18 protein-coding genes, 1 other RNA gene and 1 pseudogene are annotated in these 20,310 nt (G+C 45.9%); 11 read left to right on the forward strand and 9 right to left on the reverse strand.

Features of this window, described 5'->3' with window-relative positions; all coding sequences use genetic code 11:
• Positions 1-237: 237 nt before the first annotated feature.
• The gene (locus ICN49_RS02410) at positions 238-996 is read right to left on the reverse strand and encodes a hypothetical protein (RefSeq protein ID WP_216165440.1); all 759 of its coding nucleotides are present in this window, start codon (positions 994-996) and stop codon (positions 238-240) included.
• 171 nt (positions 997-1,167) lie between these two features.
• Here ICN49_RS02410 and ICN49_RS02415 point away from each other — a divergent pair, with 171 nt between their 5' ends.
• Positions 1,168-1,500 carry a helix-turn-helix domain-containing protein gene (locus ICN49_RS02415; RefSeq protein WP_216165443.1) on the forward strand — a complete coding sequence of 111 codons (333 nt, stop codon included), beginning with the start codon at positions 1,168-1,170 and terminating at the stop codon, positions 1,498-1,500.
• Positions 1,501-2,004: 504 nt separating this feature from the next.
• Here the strand turns inward: ICN49_RS02415 and ICN49_RS02420 are convergent.
• The 8 genes from ICN49_RS02420 to ompA form a co-directional block, all read right to left on the reverse strand.
• The gene (locus ICN49_RS02420; protein ID WP_216165445.1) at positions 2,005-2,646 is read right to left on the reverse strand and encodes a hypothetical protein; all 642 of its coding nucleotides are present in this window, start codon (positions 2,644-2,646) and stop codon (positions 2,005-2,007) included.
• 3 nt (positions 2,647-2,649) lie between these two features.
• Positions 2,650-2,892, reverse strand: coding sequence for a helix-turn-helix transcriptional regulator (locus tag ICN49_RS02425; RefSeq protein WP_216165447.1), 243 nt, complete (start codon positions 2,890-2,892; stop codon positions 2,650-2,652).
• A 129-nt stretch (positions 2,893-3,021) separates the two neighbouring features.
• Positions 3,022-3,816 carry a hypothetical protein gene (locus ICN49_RS02430; protein ID WP_216165450.1) on the reverse strand — a complete coding sequence of 265 codons (795 nt, stop codon included), beginning with the start codon at positions 3,814-3,816 and terminating at the stop codon, positions 3,022-3,024.
• 5 nt (positions 3,817-3,821) lie between these two features.
• Complete coding sequence (locus ICN49_RS02435) at positions 3,822-5,042, reverse strand: tyrosine-type recombinase/integrase (RefSeq protein ID WP_255535369.1); 1,221 nt, start codon at positions 5,040-5,042, stop codon at positions 3,822-3,824.
• A gap of 175 nt (positions 5,043-5,217) precedes the next feature.
• Positions 5,218-5,576, reverse strand: a transfer-messenger RNA (tmRNA) gene (ssrA, locus tag ICN49_RS02440).
• Between the two features lie 72 nt (positions 5,577-5,648).
• Positions 5,649-6,335 (reverse strand): HAD family hydrolase, encoded by a 687-nt coding sequence (locus tag ICN49_RS02445; protein WP_216165453.1) that lies wholly within the window; start codon positions 6,333-6,335, stop codon positions 5,649-5,651.
• Complete coding sequence (gene ubiG, locus ICN49_RS02450; protein ID WP_216165455.1) at positions 6,332-7,021, reverse strand: bifunctional 2-polyprenyl-6-hydroxyphenol methylase/3-demethylubiquinol 3-O-methyltransferase UbiG; 690 nt, start codon at positions 7,019-7,021, stop codon at positions 6,332-6,334. The genes ICN49_RS02445 and ubiG overlap by 4 nt, the downstream gene beginning before the upstream one ends.
• 97 nt (positions 7,022-7,118) lie before the next feature.
• Complete coding sequence (ompA, locus tag ICN49_RS02455) at positions 7,119-7,694, reverse strand: outer membrane protein OmpA (protein ID WP_216165458.1); 576 nt, start codon at positions 7,692-7,694, stop codon at positions 7,119-7,121.
• A gap of 159 nt (positions 7,695-7,853) precedes the next feature.
• Here ompA and gyrA point away from each other — a divergent pair, with 159 nt between their 5' ends.
• The 10 genes and pseudogenes from gyrA (at position 7,854) to lapB (ending at position 20,306) form a co-directional block, all read left to right on the forward strand.
• A complete protein-coding gene (gyrA, locus tag ICN49_RS02460) occupies positions 7,854-10,562 on the forward strand; it encodes a DNA gyrase subunit A (RefSeq protein ID WP_216165461.1) in 2,709 nt (902 codons plus the stop codon).
• Between the two features lie 31 nt (positions 10,563-10,593).
• Positions 10,594-11,691 carry a 3-phosphoserine/phosphohydroxythreonine transaminase gene (gene serC, locus ICN49_RS02465; RefSeq protein WP_216165464.1) on the forward strand — a complete coding sequence of 366 codons (1,098 nt, stop codon included), beginning with the start codon at positions 10,594-10,596 and terminating at the stop codon, positions 11,689-11,691.
• Positions 11,691-12,773, forward strand: a complete 1,083-nt coding sequence (pheA, locus tag ICN49_RS02470; RefSeq protein WP_216165467.1) for a prephenate dehydratase — start codon at positions 11,691-11,693, stop codon at positions 12,771-12,773. Before serC ends, pheA begins: the two co-directional genes overlap by 1 nt.
• A 26-nt stretch (positions 12,774-12,799) precedes the next feature.
• Entirely contained in the window at positions 12,800-13,924 is a 1,125-nt protein-coding gene (gene hisC / locus ICN49_RS02475) for a histidinol-phosphate transaminase (protein WP_216165468.1), read from the forward strand.
• Positions 13,921-14,796, forward strand: a complete 876-nt coding sequence (locus ICN49_RS02480) for a prephenate dehydrogenase (RefSeq protein WP_216165471.1) — start codon at positions 13,921-13,923, stop codon at positions 14,794-14,796. The genes hisC and ICN49_RS02480 overlap by 4 nt, the downstream gene beginning before the upstream one ends.
• Positions 14,796-16,136 carry a 3-phosphoshikimate 1-carboxyvinyltransferase gene (aroA, locus tag ICN49_RS02485; RefSeq protein ID WP_216165474.1) on the forward strand — a complete coding sequence of 447 codons (1,341 nt, stop codon included), beginning with the start codon at positions 14,796-14,798 and terminating at the stop codon, positions 16,134-16,136. Before ICN49_RS02480 ends, aroA begins: the two co-directional genes overlap by 1 nt.
• Before the next feature lie 18 nt (positions 16,137-16,154).
• The gene (cmk, locus tag ICN49_RS02490) at positions 16,155-16,817 is read left to right on the forward strand and encodes a (d)CMP kinase (RefSeq protein ID WP_216165476.1); all 663 of its coding nucleotides are present in this window, start codon (positions 16,155-16,157) and stop codon (positions 16,815-16,817) included.
• 138 nt (positions 16,818-16,955) lie between these two features.
• Positions 16,956-18,629, forward strand: coding sequence for a 30S ribosomal protein S1 (gene rpsA / locus ICN49_RS02495; RefSeq protein ID WP_216165478.1), 1,674 nt, complete (start codon positions 16,956-16,958; stop codon positions 18,627-18,629).
• A gap of 51 nt (positions 18,630-18,680) precedes the next feature.
• Positions 18,681-19,019 (forward strand): annotated as a pseudogene (locus ICN49_RS02500) (integration host factor subunit beta); the annotation flags it as partial.
• A 75-nt stretch (positions 19,020-19,094) separates the two neighbouring features.
• Positions 19,095-20,306, forward strand: coding sequence for a lipopolysaccharide assembly protein LapB (lapB, locus tag ICN49_RS02505; RefSeq protein ID WP_216165480.1), 1,212 nt, complete (start codon positions 19,095-19,097; stop codon positions 20,304-20,306).
• Positions 20,307-20,310: the final 4 nt, after the last annotated feature.

Genomic DNA, 20,310 nt, shown 5'->3' on the forward strand with positions numbered 1-20,310 from the left:
GAAGCATTGATTTGCTTTTGAGTTGGTTGCTCTTCAAATGGATTATTCATAGACTTCATCTCAGTTTATAGGGACTAGTTATTTCAAGTCTAGCCTTTACCTTTTGTCTATCAAGATGATCATTTCTGTAGCGAGGGTTCTGCATAGCCAAGATGGCTTCCCAGATCCCATTAAATGGATAGATGGAGGATTGGTTTAATTTTTCAGAGAAGGGCATTTATAAGATCGTACAGAATGTTAGTTGCCCTGTTTATAAGAAGATGTTAATTCAAGACATTTTCTAAGGCTTATTTTTGAGGGTCCTTCAATGAAGCCTTCCCGAACCGCCCACTTTTCTGTATTACCTAAGGGATGCATCTTTTCCTTGGCTATATTGCGCTCCTCTTCACCTCTCAAACAGATCTGTAATGGTGTCATATAGATTTGCAGCCAGGAAATGAATGCTACTGTTATGCAAACCATAGTTACGCATGCAAGCAGTGGTTTCCCAGTGATCAACTTCTTCAGACGCTGAGACCACTGTCTTGTTAGTATTAATGGCTTTGAGTAATTAGCGTTCGATGTTATCTCTTCGCGCTTCTTATGCCCATCTTCCGCGGACTTTATTTGTCTCTGAAAGAATTTCATGAATGAATAAAAGACCGCTAGACCGAATATCGTCATCAAAATATATTCAATTGTGGGAAGATCACCAGCGCTATTTTCTTCAAAGCCATATTTGTTGAAAAATATAAGAATGAAGGCAGCCCCACCAACTCCGGTAATTATTAGCAGGGCTTTAAAGAATGTAACAAGACTCGCATTTTTCTGCTTATGCATCAAATACGCAACATAGCCCCAAATAACGGGTCCAATGAGCACTTTCGATTGTGTGGCTATGCTAGATACAAATGTCAGAAAGATCATTGCGATAGCAAAAATATAAACCCAAAGATAAGAACCTTGCATAGGGATATTTCTTATTACAACAACTTTCTCATCAACTGGATTGGGCACTATGAAGTCCTATCTATTTAGAGCTATTGCATAAGAATCCCGCTTTGACGCTTAACTTTTGCGCTAACAGGTATTACTGGTCGCCTAGCTATCGCCTTGAATTAAAGGCTCACTTTTCAATACTACGTTTTACGTAGAGACTAAGCAAGGTGATTCTGCGATCTTCGTAGAATGCCCAGCAAAGAGACTGAAACTACCAATAACCTGATCGGCACGCGCTTGCGTGAGGCTAGGTTGAGGGCGAATCTTCCTCAAGATAAGCTAGGTGTACTCATTGGCTTAGATGAGGGCTCCAGTAGCGCTCGAATCAGCCGCTACGAGACTGGTATCCATGAGCCAGCACTAGCAACAGCTCAAAAATTAGCTGAGATACTTAATTTACCCCTGTGCTACCTGTACTGTGAAGATGATGAGATGGCTGAGCTCATCTTGGTATTGCATGCGCTAAAGAAATCAGAGCTTCAGAAGCTCCTGCGTCAGTATGAGATACCTAAAGTAAGCTAGTGCGCGTGAGTAGGTATGTGTATGGAGTCCTCATGCCCCCGGGGTCTTTTGTTTTTTGGTCCGCATGGGGGTGTGACTCGCGTGTTACCCCCTGTTTTAAGAGTATTTACTGCTCTTACTTTACATAACGCGTCTTACACGCATCATTCGCAAGCCCGCTAAGTCATTGTCTATATAGGTTTGTTAAGTACGTATTGCATTACTTTGATTTGCATTTTCCAAAAGGCAATACCCGGCAGTAGTAAATGCACCACAGACTTATTAAATCATTTCGTGCGCGCGCGTACCGATGTGTTTATTAAACCCTATTTCGCATCATTATTTAAATCGATTCTAAAGGGCTTTGCACTCATCGAGAGCTCTTTAATTATTTAGGCTACCTCGATCAGTGACTCGTACTAAGAGTGCTCCAGAGTCTATTTATAAGACTCTGGAATGTCCTTTTGCATTACTAGTTGACAAATGATCCTTCCTGAACGTCTTCAAAGAAATCTCATTCATGCATTAGCGTCCTTTAGATTGATGTAAGTATTCGCTTGATACGTCACTACTAAAACATGCTTTGATAAACGGATCCTCTTCATCCACTGATACTTCCTTTACTACAAGTGCATTTGACTTTAAAGAATTTGAATTAATAGAAGTTGACTTAATAGAATTTAAAGAACCTTCAGGTACACCTTTAGGTAGACCTTGGGATTGTTTTTGCTGTTCAATACTCGCTTCACCCTTTATAGCCAAAGCCTTCGCTTTAGCTTCAGCTTTTGTTGCCTTACGTAATGCGCCTTCAATACCACCAAGGGACTGTGCTTCACGCTTGGCTAGAAAGCCTGCGCGATATTCATCTAACTCTAGGCTGTGCAACTGATTATTTGTCTCCTTAAAATAGTGCAGCACATTGTTAGTTAACCCACTCTCAACCTCCTTATCCTGAATACCAAGAATTTTGGCTAGATTGGCGGAATTGCGGGGCGCATTGGTATTAACCCAGCACTCAAGATAAAGGCTCAGTAATAAACCTCTTTCCACCAAACTCATGAGCCTATAACTTCGATCGGCGATGATGTTGGCTGCATAGAGTGGGAAGTAGGGAACGGGCTTAAGTGCGACTTGGCGGTGTAGTTTTGTGGCATCGTGGGTCTTCATGATTTATCCCTCGACTTGATAGTTCAAAGGATCGGCTAACCAGCGATGAATCTCACGATTGTTCTGAAAGGAACAGCGAATACCCATACGAATAATCTTAGGGGCTTTGCCAACCTTTTCTAGTTGACGCCATTTTTCTCGGCTAACGGGAATGATATTTTTTAAATCACTCCAGCGACTCAATCCATCTGCTGGTAAAGTTTCTGGCAAAGGAATTACTGGTGATCCGTTGTTAATCCTAGTCATTTTTATTACTCCTAATGCGCCGGTTGCTCAAGATGGGCAATCAAGGCTTAGAAGTAATTTATTTCTATTGAGCCTTGGCGAGAAGGTGTGTGCCAGCAAGATGCGCACCCTGCTAGCAAACTGACATTCTTATATTTGCCTGCCCCATTCTCTACACCAATCGGTGATGACCTTTTCACTAGTAAGAGACTCAAATTTCCCCAACATGTCATTAGCAAAAGTAGTTTTATTCTTGTAGCGCCTTGGATCGGCTTGCCATAGATCCCAGCATTCTTTGACATTTACTTTGTCTAATTGCTTGGGATCCTTACGATAGCGTAAGCTTGCTTTCCTCTTAGCTGACTCGCTGTTCTCGCGCACCATTGATTCCCACCCAAAGCAATAGTTAGCTAAGCTGCGAGATTCCATCACATCATAAAATTGCTCTACCAAATATTTAGATTCCCCCCTGCCGATAGACTGATCAATCTGCACTAAATTGCATAGAGCAAAGGCATCGAGCATGACCTCGATGATGTCTGAATCTTTAATCTGAGGGAGTTGGTCTTTTATTCTCTTGGTGGTTATCCCATCGGCAAGATGCTCATAAAAGGCTTGGGTCTTTGAGCCAGAATCAATCCACCACTTAGCTCCAGAGATTGATTCCTGTGTTGATTTGGTATTTTCAACAGCACCAGCCTTAAGGGAGAGATCCCACCAAATACGGGATTGGAACTCTGTGATCTGAAGCTCTGTTAATGCAATATTAACTATTAGATCAACGACATCAATTGCTTGTAACTTGTGGTAACTCTTTACGTACATGTCATTAAACCCATCCCCAAAATGCAGGATATTATTTGCTAGCTTCAGCTTGGGTAGCTTAGGCTGCAACTCTACTTGCTTGAGAGCCAGCTTCAGTGATTGGGTGGCAATATCATCCACAGTATTTATTTGCCTTTAAGTTCGTCAAGATAGTCCGCCCAACGCTGCATGATTGGACCCCTTTGTTTAATGTAGATTGCACGGTTGTAGGATGTCCCATTGGCATCCTTTACCGCATGTGCTAATTGGGCTTCCAGGTGCTCTATCGGCTCGTTTAGTTGTTCGGCTAGCATTGTTCTGGCGCTAGCCCTAAACCCGTGCCAGCTTTGCGATTCACCAAAGCCCAAGGAGTAAAGAGCGCTACGAACACTGTTGTCACTAATTGGCTTACTTGCTTGCCTTTCGCCCCTGAAAACATATTCGCTGTTGCCGATATAGGGCTTTAGTTCGTTAAGCAATTTGATTGCTTGAGTGGGGAGGGGAACATAATGGGACTGCCCATTTTCCTTACCTTCTAGTGTGCGCTTCATCTCTGATGCTGGGATAGTCCAGAGTTGTTCGTCAAAATCAATTTGTGACCATCTCATGGTGCGTAGATTTTGTGGTCGCTGAAAAAGAATGGGCGCTAATTTCAAAGCAGTCTTTACAACAATTCCACCGTGGTAAAGGTCGATTGCTTTTAGTAGTTCACTAAAACGCTTTGGGTCAGTTATTGCAGGAAAATTTTTACCGCGATAAGTTTGTAATTTCGCTTTGATTCCACGAGTGACATCAGGGATTTGATCAAGGGCAACAAAGTCATAGACTTGCCTGCAAATCATTAATCCTCTGTCTGCAGTCTCAATTGCACCGCGTTCCTCCACTTTCTTTAACGCTTGAAGTATTTCTAGCCCAGTTAGCTCTTTTATAGGGCGAGTGCCGAGCACTGGGAATAAATCCCGCTCCATTTGCCTAAGCGTTCGTTTAGCGTGCTCGATACTCCAGCCTGCCTCTTTATTTTTATACCAAGCGAGAGCCACGGTCGAGAAGGTCGGGTCATCGGGAAGGCTCCTGGTCTGTTTCAGGAGTTTCTTTATTGAGTTAGGGTCCTGTCCAGCTTGGTGTTGCTGCTTTAATCTATCCCTCTCGATTCGAGCATTTTTAAGGGAAACTTTGCTATAGCTACCAATAGCAGCTCTTTTTTCCTTACCTTCAAACCAGTACTTCCAGAACCATGATTTGTTACCTGAAGGCAATACCTCAAGGTATAGGTTCTCAGCGTCATAAAGCCTATGACGTTTTTTATCGGCAGGGCATAAGGCGCTTTTACAGAGCGGGTCGGTTAGCATCCCATCAGGATAGTCCATTAGGGGAACAATATGGAATATTTATAAAGAGATTTGCTTTATGCCCCTATTTATTCCCCTAATTTTGTATTCTTCCCATGGTTTACTGAGGTTTGCAATAGACAACAAAAAACCCCTTAAGTCTTTATTCTATAAGGGGTTAGTTGCTGTTGCTAGGTAATGCTACTACTAATAATGGTGGAGTCGGCGGGAATCGAACCCGCGTCCGCAAATCCTCTACAGCAAGTTCTACATACTTAGTCGTGTCATTTAATTTAGCTAGCTAGTCACAGACTGACATGTTCCACGCTCGCGATTCACTAAATTTTCGAACCATTCCCCGTGACATGAAATGGTCTTATCTCTTGTAAATGACCCTGATCTAGCTTTCGCTAGCTGACCCAAGAGAGAATCAGTTCAGGGGCAACCGCAATTAAGCGGCTAGTGCGAAACGTTCGTCGTTTGCAGTTATTACATTCCCATTGATTTACGAGATAACGGGTCCTCGGTATGCCCTTGATGCTTTGTAATCCACGTCGAAACCATGTCGACCCCGGAGTTCATGCACTGGAATGTCTATTTTAAGGCCGCTGGCCTTAAATTGCTCAATATCTTGAGGATTGCTAACTAAGCCCTACTGGGGAAGATGATTTGGAGTAATTCTTGTGGGGTGTGGATGATGAAATCCGCTCCCCAGGCTTCTGGGGGCTCTTCACATCCACAGTAGCCATATGCAGCTGCCACAGTCTTCATTCCCGCTGCCTTACCAGCAATGACGTCTCTTATGTCGTCCCCAACATAAAGGGACTTGTTTGGATCGAGATTGGCGATTCTGGCAGCATGCAGAATGGGTTCTGGATGGGGTTTTGAGTGCGGTGTTGTATCGCCAGAAACAGTTGAGATGGATCTTTGGCTCAGCCCCATGAGATCAACCAAGGGGTTCGTAAAGCGCTCACTTTTGTTGGTGACAATTCCCCAAGGAAGTTGTGCGCTCTCGAGCTGATTTAGCAGGTGTTCCATACCTTCAAATAACTTGCTATGAACAAATAAGGCTTTTTCATAGTTGGCGAAAAATTCATCACGCAAGGCAATGAAGTCGGGATGCTTGGTATCAATACCAAAGGCACCGCCAATCAATCCACGGGCTCCTGCAGAGGCGCAAGGGCGCAATTGCTCATAAGGCTTCAAAGGAAGATTGCGAGCGCTCAGGAGTTGATTGGTGGCAGCCACTAAATCAGGTGCGGTATCGGCTAATGTGCCGTCTAAATCAAAAAAGACCCCGTGATAAGGGCTTTGATGCTGACTCTGACTCATTTACTTACGGCAATCATGTAGTTCACATCCACATCATCACCAAGGCTATAGACCTGACTTAAGGGGTTGTAGCTCAAACCCTTCATGCCAATCATCTCTAGAGCAGCCTGACGGGTAAATCCCACTAGTTCAGAAGGCTTGATAAATTTTGCGTATTCGTGAGTGCCTTTAGGGAGCAGTCGAAGTAGGTACTCAGCGCCAATAATGGCAAATAAGTAGGACTTCGGGCTGCGATTTAAAGTGCTAAAGAAAAGCGTGCCACCTGGTTTGCAGAGTTTGGCGCAGGCACGTACTACAGAAGCTGGGTCTGGAACATGTTCGAGCATTTCCATGCAAGTGACCACGTCATATTGTTCTGGCTGTTCTTCGGCTAAAGCTTCTACTGCGATCGATCGGTATGACAGAGTAGCTCCGACCTCGAGAGCATGTAGCTCAGCAACTTTTAATGCTTTTTGAGACAGATCAATGCCGCAGGTATCTGCGCCTGATTGCGCAATAGATTCCGCGAGAATGCCGCCACCACAACCCACATCCAATACTTTTTTGCCATTCAGATCTACAAAGGATTTAATCCAAGATAGGCGCAGCGGATTGATGGCATGTAGTGGCTTAAATTCACTCTCTGGATCCCACCAGCGATGGGCTAGGGCGCTAAATTTATCAATTTCAGATTGGTCGACGTTCATGTGTTTACTCGGGTAGTACTGGTATTTTGGGCTTGTTACGAATATAGCGGAAATAAAAAAGCCCGCAAGAAGCGGGCTTTTTTACAAGTAAAAAGAATTACTTAGCAGCTGTACCAACAACTTCGATGTCGGTACGGCGGTTTTTAGCGCGGCCTTCAGCAGTTGCATTGCTTGCAACTGGATTGCTCTTGCCTTTTGATTCTGTGTAAATACGGCTACCGTCAACACCTTTGCTTGTCAGGTAAGACTTAACTGACTGAGCACGACGTTGGCCAAGAGCCATGTTGTATGCATCTGTACCAACGCTATCAGTGTTACCAACAGCGATGATCACTTCTAATTTGATCTTGCTCAAGTCAGCAGCGATTTTGTCCAGAGTAGCTTTACCTTCTGGTTTCAAATCAGACTTGTTGAAGTCATAGAGTGTGTCAGCTTGCAAAGTGATTTTGCTTTGGCTAACACCAGCAGCGGCAGGAGCAGCGGATTGCAATGCACCGTCACAACCTTTAGCAGCAGTTGCTGGAGTCCAGCTGTTATCACGCCAGCACAATGTGCCGTCGCCATTTTTCCAGTTTAGGGCGCCGTCGCCGTTTTGCCAGTTATCAGATGCCATTGCTGCGGTTGCAGAAACGGTAATAACAGAAGCGAGCAACAGTTTTAGGGTTTTGTTCATTTTTAGTCCTCAAAAATCTCTTTTTAATTAAAGTCAAACTTAAATGTAATTCGCCCTACTTTGAAGCAAAAGACCGCAAAGCGACACATCTCAATTTCGTACAAACTGACAGAATCTTAGCATAGGGGCTACCTGTCATCAAAATGATATTATTTCCAAATGGAACAAGCCGCTAAAGAAACACTACCAATATCCCTCGAAGACGAAATGCGGCGGTCCTATTTGGACTACGCAATGAGCGTCATCGTCGGCAGAGCCCTGCCAGACGTGCGTGACGGTCTGAAGCCGGTTCATCGCAGGGTCTTATTTGCGATGTATGAATTAAACAACGATTGGAACCGAGCTTACAAAAAATCTGCCCGTATAGTTGGCGATGTCATCGGTAAATACCATCCGCATGGCGATTCTGCGGTCTACGACACCATTGTTCGTATGGCACAGGATTTCTCTTTGCGCTATATGTTGGTTGATGGACAGGGTAACTTTGGCTCCGTGGACGGCGATAACGCTGCTGCGATGCGGTATACCGAGATCCGCCTACGCAAGATAGCCCATGAGCTTTTGGCTGATTTGGACAAGGAAACAGTCGATTTTGGGCCAAATTACGATGGTAGTGAGAAAGAGCCCCTGATTCTTCCTGCAAAAGTGCCTAATTTGCTGATTAACGGCAGTTCAGGCATTGCGGTGGGTATGGCGACCAACATCCCCCCCCATAACTTGGATGAGGTGGTTACAGCCTGCTTACACGTGCTGCATAACCCAGAGTGCACGATCGATGAGTTGATTGAAATCATTCCGGCACCGGATTTTCCAACGGCTGGAATCATTTACGGCGTTCAAGGTGTGCGCGAAGGCTATCGCACTGGCCGTGGCCGTGTGGTGATGCGTGCCAAGACTCACTTCGAAGATCTTGATAAAGGTGCACGCCAGGCCATCATCGTTGATGAGCTGCCATATCAAGTGAATAAAAAGAACTTGCTTGAGCGTATTGCTGAGTTAGTGAATGAGAAAAAAGTAGAAGGTATTTCTGATTTGCGTGACGAGTCAGACAAGTCAGGTATGCGCGTTGTGATTGAGCTCAAGCGTGGTGAAGTTCCAGAGGTGGTTCTAAACAACCTCTATAAGAGCACACAACTGCAAGATAACTTCGGTATGAATATGGTGGCCCTGGTTGATAACCAACCACGCCTACTGAACTTGAAGCAGATGCTTGAGTATTTCTTGCAGCATCGCCGCGAAGTAGTAACGCGTCGTACGATTTTTGAATTACGTAAAGCGCGTGAGCGTGGTCACGTATTAGAAGGTTTGGCAGTTGCATTGGCCAATATTGATGAGTTCATTGCCATTATTAAAGCTGCTGCTAATCCGGTAGTTGCTAAACAAGAGTTAATGGGCAAGCCATGGGATTCTTCAATGGTGCGTGAGATGTTAGCGCGCGCTGAGACGGATACTCTTGGTGGACGTAATGCCTATCGCCCTGAAGGTTTGTTGCCTGAGTACGGGATGCAGACGACTGGCTTGTATCGTTTATCCGATAGCCAAGCACAAGAAATTCTGCAGATGCGTCTGCAACGCTTGACTGGCCTTGAGCAAGACAAGATTGTGAATGAGTACAAAGAAGTCATGTCAGAGATTTTTGATCTGCTTGATTTACTTGCCAAGCCAGAGCGCGTTACTTCTGTGATTGAGACTGAGCTTAAAGAAGTGCAAGCTGAGTTCGGTATTGCAGGTGGTGATAGCGGTCGCCGTTCATTCATTGAAATGAATGCGACTGAGTTGTTCACTGAAGATTTGATCACGCCGCAAGATATGGTGGTGACACTTTCCAATACTGGCTATATGAAGAGCCAGCCATTGAGTGAGTACCGTGCGCAAAAACGCGGTGGCCGCGGTAAGCAAGCTGCTGCAACGAAGAATGAAGATTGGATTGAAACTTTATTCGTTGCCAATACGCACGACATCATTCTTTGCTTCTCCGATCGTGGTCGCATGTATTGGTTGAAAGTATGGGAAGTGCCGCAAGGTAGTCGCAACTCACGTGGCAAACCGATCGTCAATATGTTCCCACTAATTGAAGGTGAAAAGATCACTGTGATTTTGCCAATTAAAGGCTACCAAGATGATCATTACGTATTCATGGCAACCAGTTTAGGTACCGTGAAGAAGACGCGCTTGTCTGATTTCTCTAATCCACGTAAAGCCGGCATCATTGCGGTTGACTTGAATGAGAATGACTTCTTAGTTGGCGCAGCGATAACAGACGGTCAACATGATGTGATGCTGTTCTCTGATGCTGGTAAAGCAGTTCGCTTTGATGAGAATGATGTGCGTCCTATGGGTCGTACTGCCCGCGGTGTTCGCGGTATGAACTTGGTCGCTGGTCAACAAGTTATCGCTATGTTGGTCGCTCCTGCTGAAGCAACTGAAGGCGCAGAGGCTAGTACTGTGGATTCAGAAGGCAATCCAATTCCAACGAGCGTATTAACGGCTACTGAAAATGGCTTCGGTAAACGTACTCCAATTGGCGAATACACACGTCATGGACGTGGTACCAAAGGCATGATTGCGATTCAGACATCTGAGCGTAACGGTAAAGTGGTTGCTGCTGCTTTGGTATCTCCTGAAGATCAAATTATGTTGATCACCACTGGCGGAATATTAGTGCGCACACGCGTGTCTGAGATTCGTGAGATGGGTCGCGCCACACAAGGTGTGACTTTAATTAACGTTGATGAGGGCACTCGTTTATCCGGTTTGCAGCGTATTGCTGAAAGCGATTCGGATGAAGAAGGTGATGATGCGGAAGAGGGTGATGTATCTGCTGATCCAGCGCTTGATTCTGATTCCGATGCTGCTGGTGATGCCTAAGCTAGCATCGATTAAAGACTAGTAAGCCATCATGACGTTTGACCGCCGCATCTTTAATTTCGCAGCGGGGCCTGCTACCTTGCCTGAAGAGGTGTTGAAGCAGGCTGCCGATGAAATGCTCAACTGGCAAGGGCTCGGCACTAGTGTGATGGAGATTAGTCACCGTAGCAAAGAGTTCATGGCGGTCTATGAAGAAGTGTTGCAAGACCTGCGCACTTTAATGAACATTCCTGATACTTACGAGATCTTGTTGCTACAAGGTGGTGGTATTGGTCAGAATGCAGCTATTCCAATGAATTTAATGCCCTTGGCTAAGAAGGGCCCTAAAGCGGATTTCATTGTGACGGGCGTTTGGTCTGAGAAATCTTTTAAAGAGGCACAGAAATACGGTACAGCAAATCTTGCTGCTTCATCTGCCGCTGAAAAATTCAACACCATTCCCGCCCGATCAACATGGCAACTCTCTGATGATGCAGCGTATGTGCATTACTGCGCCAATGAAACGATTGGTGGCGTGGAGTTTCCTGATGTGCCCAATGTTGGCAATACAACATTGGTTGCCGATATCTCTAGCAACATTCTCTCTAAAGAGATGGATATTACGAAGTGCGGCGTTTGGTTTGGGGGCGCCCAAAAAAATATTGGCCCCTCAGGCGTGACGATAGTAATCGTTCGCAAAGATTTGCTGGGCCACAGTATGGGTATCACTCCGACAATTTGGGATTGGTCCGTACAGGCAAATACCCAGTCCATGATTAATACCCCGCCAACTTTCTCGATCTATATGGCTGGGCTGGGATTCAAGTGGCTACTGAAGCAGGGTGGCGTCAAGGCGATTGAGAAGCGCAATCAAGCAAAAGCAGATTTGCTCTATAACTTCCTTGATCAAAGTAGCTTGTATGAGAATCGCGTGACAAAGCAATATCGCTCTAGAATGAATGTCACCTTCTTCTTGAAGGATGAGAATTTAAACGCAGAGTTCTTGGCTCAATCGAATGCTGCTGGTTTGGCTGCTTTGCGCGGTCATAAGGCTGCTGGCGGAATGCGAGCCAGTATTTACAATGCAATGCCCTTAGAAGGCGTACAAGCCTTGATTGAATTTATGCGCGACTTTGAAAGGCGGGCTTAATGAGTACGGAAGAACAGCGTCTCGCACCCTTACGAGAAAAAATTGATGCCTTAGATGCCCAGATTCTGGAGCTTTTAAGTCAGCGGGCAAAAGCTGCTCAAGACGTTGGACATGTCAAAGGCGGGTTCTCATCACCAGTATTTCGGCCTGAGCGTGAGCGTCAGGTTGTGACAAGACTGCAGGACATTAATGTGGGCCCTTTATTGCCTGATGGCATTGCTGCTATCTGGCGCGAGATTATGTCGGCATGTAGAGCGCTTGAAGCTCGCCAAACGATTGCCTATTTAGGCCCAGTTGGGACCTTTTCCGAGCAAGCTGCCCAAACCTATTTTGGAACTTCCATTGCTGGCTTGCCTTGCGTCAGTCTTGATGAGGTATTCAAGGCAGTAGAAAAAGGTGCCGCACAATTTGGCGTAGTTCCTGTAGAGAACTCCAGTGAAGGTGCCATCTCGCGTACATTAGATTTGCTCTTGGATTCTCCAATGCAAATTAGTGGTGAGGTTGTATTGCCGATTCATCATCATTTACTCAGTAAGAGCGGCAACTTAGATGGTGTTACGACTGTTTGTGCGCACGCTCAAGCTTTGGCGCAATGTCAGCAATGGTTGAGTCAGCACGCGCCTCAGTTAAAGCGTCAAGCGGTCAGTAGTAATGCTGAAGCTGCTCGCATGGCTGCAGCAGATCCTAGTTTGGCCGCGATTGCCGGCGATCCCGCTCAAATAGCTTACGGTTTGCAAGCGGTTGCCTTGCAGATTCAGGATGACCCACACAATCGCACACGCTTTGTGGTGATTGGCGATTATTTATGTCAGCCTACAGGTGACGACCAAACCTCTTTGGTGTTATCAGTGGATAACCAACCAGGTGCGGTACATAGTTTATTAGCGCCTTTAGCGAAGCATGGTGTATCCATGAATCGCTTTGAATCACGCCCAGCTCGTAAAGGCACTTGGGAGTATCACTTTTATATTGATATTGCTGGTCATGCTGATGATGCAAAGGTGGTCAAGGCTTTAGAAGAATTAAAAAATACAGCTGCTTTCTATAAGAAGTTGGGCTCTTATCCTCGCTCAGCGGTTTAACGAATTTATAACGTACGTTATTGGTAATGACTTCAAAACTGGGTTTAAAACATATTCAAGCAATTGCACCGTATGTCGGTGGACGCCCTATTAGTGAGGTGGCGCGTGAGTATGGTTTGGATGAAAGCAAAATTGTGAAGCTCGCTTCCAATGAAAATCCGCTAGGCATGCCAAAGTCAGCGCAAGACGCCATGCTGGCTGCCGCAGGTGATTTAGGGCGCTACCCAGACTCCAATGGCTTTGAACTAAAAAAGGTATTGTCTGAGCGTCTAGATGTCCCTGCTGATTGGATTACTTTAGGTAATGGCAGCAATGACATTTTGGAGTTAGCTGCTCGTGCGGTTGCGCAACTGGGTGACGATATTATTTTTTCACGCCATGCGTTTGCCGTATACCCACTAGCTTCGCAAGCAGTTGGTGCGCGCGCTATAGAAGTAGCACCTACTGCAAGCTACGGCCACGATTTGCCAGCAATGCTCAAAGCGGTTCAGTCCTCTGGTGATAAAGCGAAGTTGGTTTTTGTGGCAAACCCGAATAATCCTACTGGCAGTTATTTGCAGCCAGCCGAGATTGAATCATTCTTACAAGCTGTGCCAGCCAATGTTGTGGTCGTGTTGGATGAGGCTTATAACGAGTATCTTGCGCCTGAGCAACGCTATGACGCCATTGCCTGGGTGAAGCGTTTCCCCAATATGATTTTGTCGCGTAGCTTTTCTAAGGCCTACGGTTTAGCCGGTTTACGGATAGGCTATGGCGTTGCGCAACCTGCGTTAACGGATTTACTCAATCGCATTCGCCAACCCTTTAATGTCAACAGCCTTGCTCAAGCTGCAGCAATTGCTGCATTTCAAGACAGCGCGTTTTTACAACAAGGTTATGAGGTCAATCGCGCTGGTTATCTGCAGTTAACTCAGGCATTTACTGAGATGGGGCTGACTTATCTTCCATCGGCTGGTAACTTTGTCTTGGTTAAAGTGGGCGAAGATGATGAGGCAGGTGTGAGAGTCAATTTAGCCTTACTCAAACGCGGCATCATTGTTCGGCCAGTTGGTAATTATGGCCTGCCAAAATGGTTGCGTATTTCCATTGGCCTGCCAGAAGAAAATGCTGCCTTCATCAATGCTTTCCGTGAAATTTTGGCTAAATCATGACTACAACTAAAGCTCAGTTTGGTACCGTCACCATTGTGGGTGTTGGACTGATTGGTGCCTCTTTGGGGTTAGCTCTGAAACAAGCTGGTGTAGTGACTAAGGTCTTGGGTGTTGGCCGTAGTAAAGAAAATCTAGATCAAGCGCAAAAGATGGGCGCGATTGATGGCGTAGTGGATTTAGTGGACGCCGCTAAACAATCCGATGTGATTGTTTTGTGTGTGCCGGTTGCTCAGATGCGAGCTGCATTTGAAGCTATTGAGCCGCATCTTGAATCGAAGACCATGATTACCGACGCTGGCAGCACCAAAGGTGATGTGATCTTGGCTGCTAAAGAAGTGTTGGGCAAGAAGGCGTGTCAGTTTGTGCCGGCCCATCCCATCGCTGGTGGCGCTCAGCATGGTGCTGGTGCCGCTAAGGCGGATTTATTTCAGGGTAAACAAACAATTGTTTGCTCCATACAAGAAAACTCTCCAGAAGATACTGCACTGATTGTTGGTTTTTGGGAGTCTGTTGGCTCAGTTGTAAAAAAGATCTCAAACGTACAACATGATGCAATCTATGCGGCAGTTTCTCATTTGCCCCATATTCTTTCTTATGCCTTAATGGCTAGCGTAGTTAACTCAGAAGATGTTGATCAAAAACTCAGTCATGTGGGTGCAGGCTTTAAAGATTTCACACGCATTGCTGCATCGAGCCCTGAGATGTGGCGCGATATTTGCTTAGGTAATCGCACCGCTATTCTGAAAGAGTTGGATCAGTATATTTTGATCGTGAACCATATGCGCAAATTGATCTCTGAAAACGATGGTGCTGGTTTAGAAAAATTATTCAATAAGGCGAGTAAAGCGCGCCAAGATTTGGATGCACTTTAATGAGTGTCTTAATCAGTGCGTTACCCAGTATTGAAATAGGACCATTTACTCGAGCTCAAGGCTCGATTGTTTTACCTGGATCTAAAAGTATCTCTAATCGTGCCCTACTTTTGGCGGCACTCTCATCAGGTCAAACTACCCTCACCAATTTATTGGACGCTGATGACACGCAGGTTATGCGTAATGCTTTGCGTACCCTGGGCTTGTCTGTGATTGACCAGCCAAATAATGTTTGCATCGTCAATGGTTGTGGTGGTCAGTTCCCGGTGCGCGAGGCTGATCTCTTTATGGGCAATGCTGGTACCGCTATTCGCCCCCTTACGGCTGCATTAGCTATGCAGGGCGGTAACTACCGTTTATCAGGGGTAGCGCGGATGCATGAACGCCCCATTCGCGACCTAGTAGATGGTTTGCGACAGGTTGGCGCCGATATTGCTTACGAATTGCAAGAAGGCTACCCACCAATCCAAATTTCTTCAGCGAATATTCAGATTAAAGATGTCGTGAAGGTCCGCGGAGATGTATCTAGTCAATTTCTCACGGCATTGTTAATGGCTTTGCCTTTAGTCGCAACAGAGCCAGTGCGTATTGAAGTGATTGGCGAACTCATTTCTCGTCCTTATATTGAAATCACACTGAAATTAATGGCACGCTTTGGCGTGAATATTGCATGTCCTGATGCGCAGTCTTTCGTGATTCCTAAGAAGACTTCTGATGCAGTCTATAAGAGTCCTGGTCAATTATCTGTTGAAGGCGATGCGTCTTCGGCATCCTACTTCTTGGCGCTTGGCGCTATTGGTGGTGGACCGGTTCGCGTTCTAGGCGTTGGTAAAGATAGTATTCAGGGGGATGTTGCTTTTGCAGATGCCCTCGCTCTGATGGGTGCAGATATTACCGCTGGTGAAGATTGGATTGAAGTGTCAGGCGTCAAGAATGCAGATGGCAAACTGAATGGCATCACGATTGATTGCACAGAGATTCCGGATGCGGCAATGACATTGGCAGTCGCCGCTCTGTTTGCTGACGGTGAGACTCGCTTAAATGGCATTGCCAGTTGGCGCGTTAAAGAAACCGATCGTATTGCAGCGATGGCAAAAGAATTAAAGAAGGTAGGAGCCATTGTTGAGGAGGGTGCGGACTATATTGTTGTTAGCGCCCCCAAGAAGCTGGATGATTGGCGCTCGCCTTCTGAAGGTATTGATACCTACGATGACCATCGCATGGCAATGTGTTTTTCTTTGGCTGCCCTTGGCCCAAATACTTTAAAGATTAATGATCCAAACTGTGTTGCCAAAACTTTCCCAACTTACTTTGCAGAATTTGCAAAGATAGTCAGTTAATACTTACTTGTTAATTTAATGACATTAGCCCCGGTTATCGCGATTGACGGACCTACCGCCTCTGGAAAAGGGACGGTTGCGTCTTTAGTGGCGGAGAAGTTGGGTTTTCATTATCTGGATAGCGGGGCACTTTATCGTCTGGTAGCCCTGGCAAGTGAGAAAGAGGGAATCGATGTAAAAAATGGTCCAGAGTTAGGTTTTTTAGTGCCTAAGTTATTGATTTCATTCGAAAAAGGGCAAATCCTCTTAAATGGGGAGGATGCAACCGAAAGTATTCGGACTGAAGCGATTGGTTTAAGGGCTTCGGCTTTAGCAGCTCATCCAGAGGTAAGACGTGCTTTAGTGGGCCTCCAGCGTGGATTTCGCAAGGCTCCGGGCCTCGTAGCTGATGGCAGAGATATGGCAAGCGTCATATTCCCAGACGCAGTTTTGAAGGTTTTTTTGACTGCAACTGCCGCTGCCAGGGCAGAGCGTCGTTATAAGCAATTGATAGCTAAGGGAATTCCTGCTAAACTTGACGACTTACTGCGAGATTTGCAGGAGCGCGATGCCCGCGATAGTAGTCGAGGCACCGCACCCTTGCTAGTTGCAGAAGGCGCACAAGTGCTTGAAACATCAGATTTATCGATAGATCAAGCAGTTAAGACGGTTTTGGATTGGTATCAATCAAAAATTGCTTAAACCTTGAGAGCAGTAGAAGTAGCAGTAGTTTTTGGTGTTTTGAGGAACTCTACAACGCGATGATCAAATTAGCGTGTTTCTTGAGACTTTTTTAACCTAACCCGTCAGGTCTTCTGGCGGCAAAAAGTGAATATATAAATGTCTGAATCATTTGCAGAATTATTTGAAGAATCATTAACCCGATCGAATATGAAGACCGGCCAAGTTATTTCGGCTGAAGTCCTTCGCATCGACCATAACTTCGTCGTTGTTAACGCTGGCTTAAAGTCTGAAGCGTTTATTCCTGTGGAAGAATTCCATAACGATGCTGGCGAGATTGAAGTAGCTCCTGGCGATTTCGTTTCTGTTGCTATTGATGCCCTTGAAAATGGCTATGGCGACACCATCCTCTCCCGTGATAAAGCGAAACGCTTGGCATCATGGATGAACTTGGAAAAAGCGCTCGAGCAAGCCGAGATCGTTACTGGTACTGTTACTGGTAAGGTTAAAGGCGGCTTGACAGTGATGGTGAACGGTATCCGCGCATTCTTGCCTGGCTCACTCGTTGACACACGTCCAATCAAAGACACTAGCCCTTACGAGGGCAAGACCATGGAGTTCAAGGTTATTAAGCTTGATCGTAAGCGTAACAACGTAGTGTTGTCACGTCGTGCGGTTGTTGAAGCTAGCCAAGGTGAAGAGCGCGCTAAGTTGATGTCTAACCTTAAAGAAGGTAGCGTTGTTCAAGGTATCGTTAAGAACATCACTGACTACGGCGCATTCGTGGACCTCGGTGGTATCGATGGCCTCTTGCACATTACCGATTTGGCATGGCGTCGTGTGCGTCACCCAAGCGAGATGTTGACTGTTGGTCAAGAAGTTACTGCTAAGATTTTGAAGTTCGACCAAGAGAAGAATCGTGTTTCACTCGGTGTGAAACAGCTTGGCGATGATCCATGGGTTGGTATCGCACGTCGTTACCCACCAAACACCCGTTTATTCGGCAAAGTAACCAACTTGACTGACTACGGTGCGTTCGTTGAAATCGAGTCTGGCATTGAAGGTTTGGTACACGTATCCGAAATGGACTGGACTAACAAGAACGTTGCTCCAAGCAAAGCCACCGCATTAGGAACCGAGGTTGAAGTAATGGTTCTGGATATTGATGAAGACAAGCGTCGTATTAGCTTGGGCATCAAACAGTGCAAAGCCAATCCTTGGGAAGAGTTCTCACGTGCTCAGCAAAAAGGCGACAAGCTTACTGGCGCAATCAAGTCAATTACTGACTTTGGTGTGTTCATTGGTTTGCCTGGCGGCATCGACGGTTTAGTTCACCTCTCAGACCTTTCATGGAATGAGCCTGGTGAAGAAGCCGTTAAGAAATTCAAAAAAGGTGATGAAATTGAAGCCACCGTATTGGCAATTGATGTTGAGAAAGAGCGTATCTCTCTCGGTATCAAGCAATTGTCTGGTGACCCATTCAATAACTACACATCCGTTAGCGACAAGGGTAGCCTTGTAACTGGCACTGTGAAAGCTGTTGATGCTAAGGGTGCAACGATTCACTTGGCTGACGAAGTTGAAGCTTATTTGCGCGCTTCTGAGATCTCAACCGATCGCGTTGAAGATGCACGCAATGTATTGAAAGAAGGCGATAGCGTAACTGCCATGATCATTAACATTGATCGTAAGTCACGCGTTATCAATCTTTCAATCAAAGCAAAAGACAGCTCTGATCAACAAGATGCTATGAGCAAGCTCCAAGGTGATGCGCAGTCTGGCACAACCAATTTGGGCGCTTTGTTAAAAGCAAAAATGGACAATCAAGGCTAAATCAATATCGCCGCTTTCCACTAGGAGAGCGGCGGTTTTTATTGATAGATCATGACAGATCAAGAGCAACAAGCAATCACCCGCTCCGAACTAGTGGAGAGCTTAGCGGAACAGTTTCCGCAGCTTCTACCTAGGGATGTGGAGTTGGCGGTAAAAACTTTATTAGATACGATGACTCACGCTTTGGCCGAAGGCAAGCGGATTGAGTTGCGTGGCGTTGGCAGTTTTGTATTGCATCATCGTCCTGCGCGTACTGGCCGTAACCCAAAGTCTGGCGAAAAAGTATTGATCCCAGAAAAACGAGTTCCACACTTTAAGCCTGGCAAGGAGTTGCGTGAGCGCGTTGATTACAAGCCACTAAAGCAGGCGGGCCCTAAAGAGGGTTCTGGTGCTTAATCAGCAAGCACGTCAGTGGTCCGTTTGGACCATTTTTTATTTAAGCCCTTCATTTAAGTTATCTCCACGATGATTCAAATTGCAACATCCTGGCTATTGTTATTACCCATCTTGTTTGGATTGGGTTGGTTGGCATCACGCTGGGATTTGCGTCTTGAGAATCGCATGGATGAACGCGAGCGTATGCGTCAGCAACGCTCGACCTTTAAAGGTTTAAGTCTTCTCTTGAATGAGCAGCCCGATCAAGCCATCGAGACTTTGGTCAAGATTGCACAGCTAGACCCAGAAACTATTGAACTACATTTTTCTTTGGGTAATTTATTCCGTCGCCGTGGTGAAACAGAGCGTGCAATTCGGGTGCATCAACACTTGGCTAACCGTGATGATTTAAAACCACGTGATCGTGATCATGCCGCTTATGAGCTGGGACGTGATTTCTTGCGCGCAGGTTTATTAGATCGTGCAGAAGCTTCTCTCAATCGGGTGGGTGATGGAAAATATGCAGCTCCCGCTAAAGAGAGTCTCTTGGAGATGTATCAAGTAGAGCGGGATTGGAAAAAGGCCATCATTGCCGCCGCTGAGCTTGAAGGTTTACAAGGTAAATCCCATCAAACTGAGATCGCCCAGTTTCATTGTGAGTTGGCACAAGAGGCTCTGCGTCGTAAGGATTTAGTAGAAGCTGAGCAGTCTATTGAACGGGCACTTCAGGCCGTCCCAAATCACGCGCGTGCATTGATATTGCAAGGCGACTATTTAGTGGCGTCGGATCGCCCTGGTCAAGCTATAGCAGTTTGGAGTGTTGTTGCAGACACTCATCCGGCTTATATGCATTTACTTGCTGATCGTTGGATGGCTGCACATACTGCGCTGGATAAAGCAGAGCCTGGTCTAGAGAGACTTTGCGAGTTGTTAAAGACACAAGCTTCTGGTGAATTGCTGGAGATTGTTCAGAAACACGTGACTCAGATGCGTGGGCCTCAAGCAGCCGAGCTAATGCTGGTAGACGTGATGCAACATTCTCCGAGCTTAAGCGCTTTATCAAAATTGGCTGAGACACGTTTAACTCTCGCTGAAAGTAATGGGACTCCTGAGAAGATTTCAGAAATCCAATCTATCCTAGGCTTGTTAAAGCAACGAACCAATAGTTTGGCGCGCTATACCTGCGGGAATTGTGGTTTCCGTGCGAGACGTTTTTATTGGCAATGCCCTGGCTGCAATCATTGGGAGGCCTATTCCCCAAGACGCAGTGAGGGTGCTGTACCCAGCGGACCTTCAATGTAATACA

Source organism: Polynucleobacter finlandensis (assembly GCF_018881755.1).
Taxonomy (GTDB): domain Bacteria; phylum Pseudomonadota; class Gammaproteobacteria; order Burkholderiales; family Burkholderiaceae; genus Polynucleobacter; species Polynucleobacter finlandensis.

Bases quoted from the DNA above. Each gene is read 5' to 3' on its own strand.
- serC (WP_216165464.1), top strand. From the start codon at position 10,594: ATGACGTTTGACCGCCGCATCTTTAATTTCGCAGCGGGGCCTGCTACC.
- gyrA (WP_216165461.1), top strand. From the start codon at position 7,854: ATGGAACAAGCCGCTAAAGAAACACTACCAATATCCCTCGAAGACGAA.
- ICN49_RS02415 (WP_216165443.1), top strand. From the start codon at position 1,168: ATGCCCAGCAAAGAGACTGAAACTACCAATAACCTGATCGGCACGCGC.
- aroA (WP_216165474.1), top strand. From the start codon at position 14,796: ATGAGTGTCTTAATCAGTGCGTTACCCAGTATTGAAATAGGACCATTT.
- cmk (WP_216165476.1), top strand. From the start codon at position 16,155: ATGACATTAGCCCCGGTTATCGCGATTGACGGACCTACCGCCTCTGGA.
- rpsA (WP_216165478.1), top strand. From the start codon at position 16,956: ATGTCTGAATCATTTGCAGAATTATTTGAAGAATCATTAACCCGATCG.
- ompA (WP_216165458.1), bottom strand. From the start codon at position 7,694: ATGAACAAAACCCTAAAACTGTTGCTCGCTTCTGTTATTACCGTTTCT.
- ICN49_RS02420 (WP_216165445.1), bottom strand. From the start codon at position 2,646: ATGAAGACCCACGATGCCACAAAACTACACCGCCAAGTCGCACTTAAG.
- ICN49_RS02435 (WP_255535369.1), bottom strand. From the start codon at position 5,042: ATGGACTATCCTGATGGGATGCTAACCGACCCGCTCTGTAAAAGCGCC.
- lapB (WP_216165480.1), top strand. From the start codon at position 19,095: ATGATTCAAATTGCAACATCCTGGCTATTGTTATTACCCATCTTGTTT.
- ICN49_RS02425 (WP_216165447.1), bottom strand. From the start codon at position 2,892: ATGACTAGGATTAACAACGGATCACCAGTAATTCCTTTGCCAGAAACT.
- ICN49_RS02445 (WP_216165453.1), bottom strand. From the start codon at position 6,335: ATGAGTCAGAGTCAGCATCAAAGCCCTTATCACGGGGTCTTTTTTGAT.
- pheA (WP_216165467.1), top strand. From the start codon at position 11,691: ATGAGTACGGAAGAACAGCGTCTCGCACCCTTACGAGAAAAAATTGAT.
- ubiG (WP_216165455.1), bottom strand. From the start codon at position 7,021: ATGAACGTCGACCAATCTGAAATTGATAAATTTAGCGCCCTAGCCCAT.
- hisC (WP_216165468.1), top strand. From the start codon at position 12,800: ATGACTTCAAAACTGGGTTTAAAACATATTCAAGCAATTGCACCGTAT.
- ICN49_RS02480 (WP_216165471.1), top strand. From the start codon at position 13,921: ATGACTACAACTAAAGCTCAGTTTGGTACCGTCACCATTGTGGGTGTT.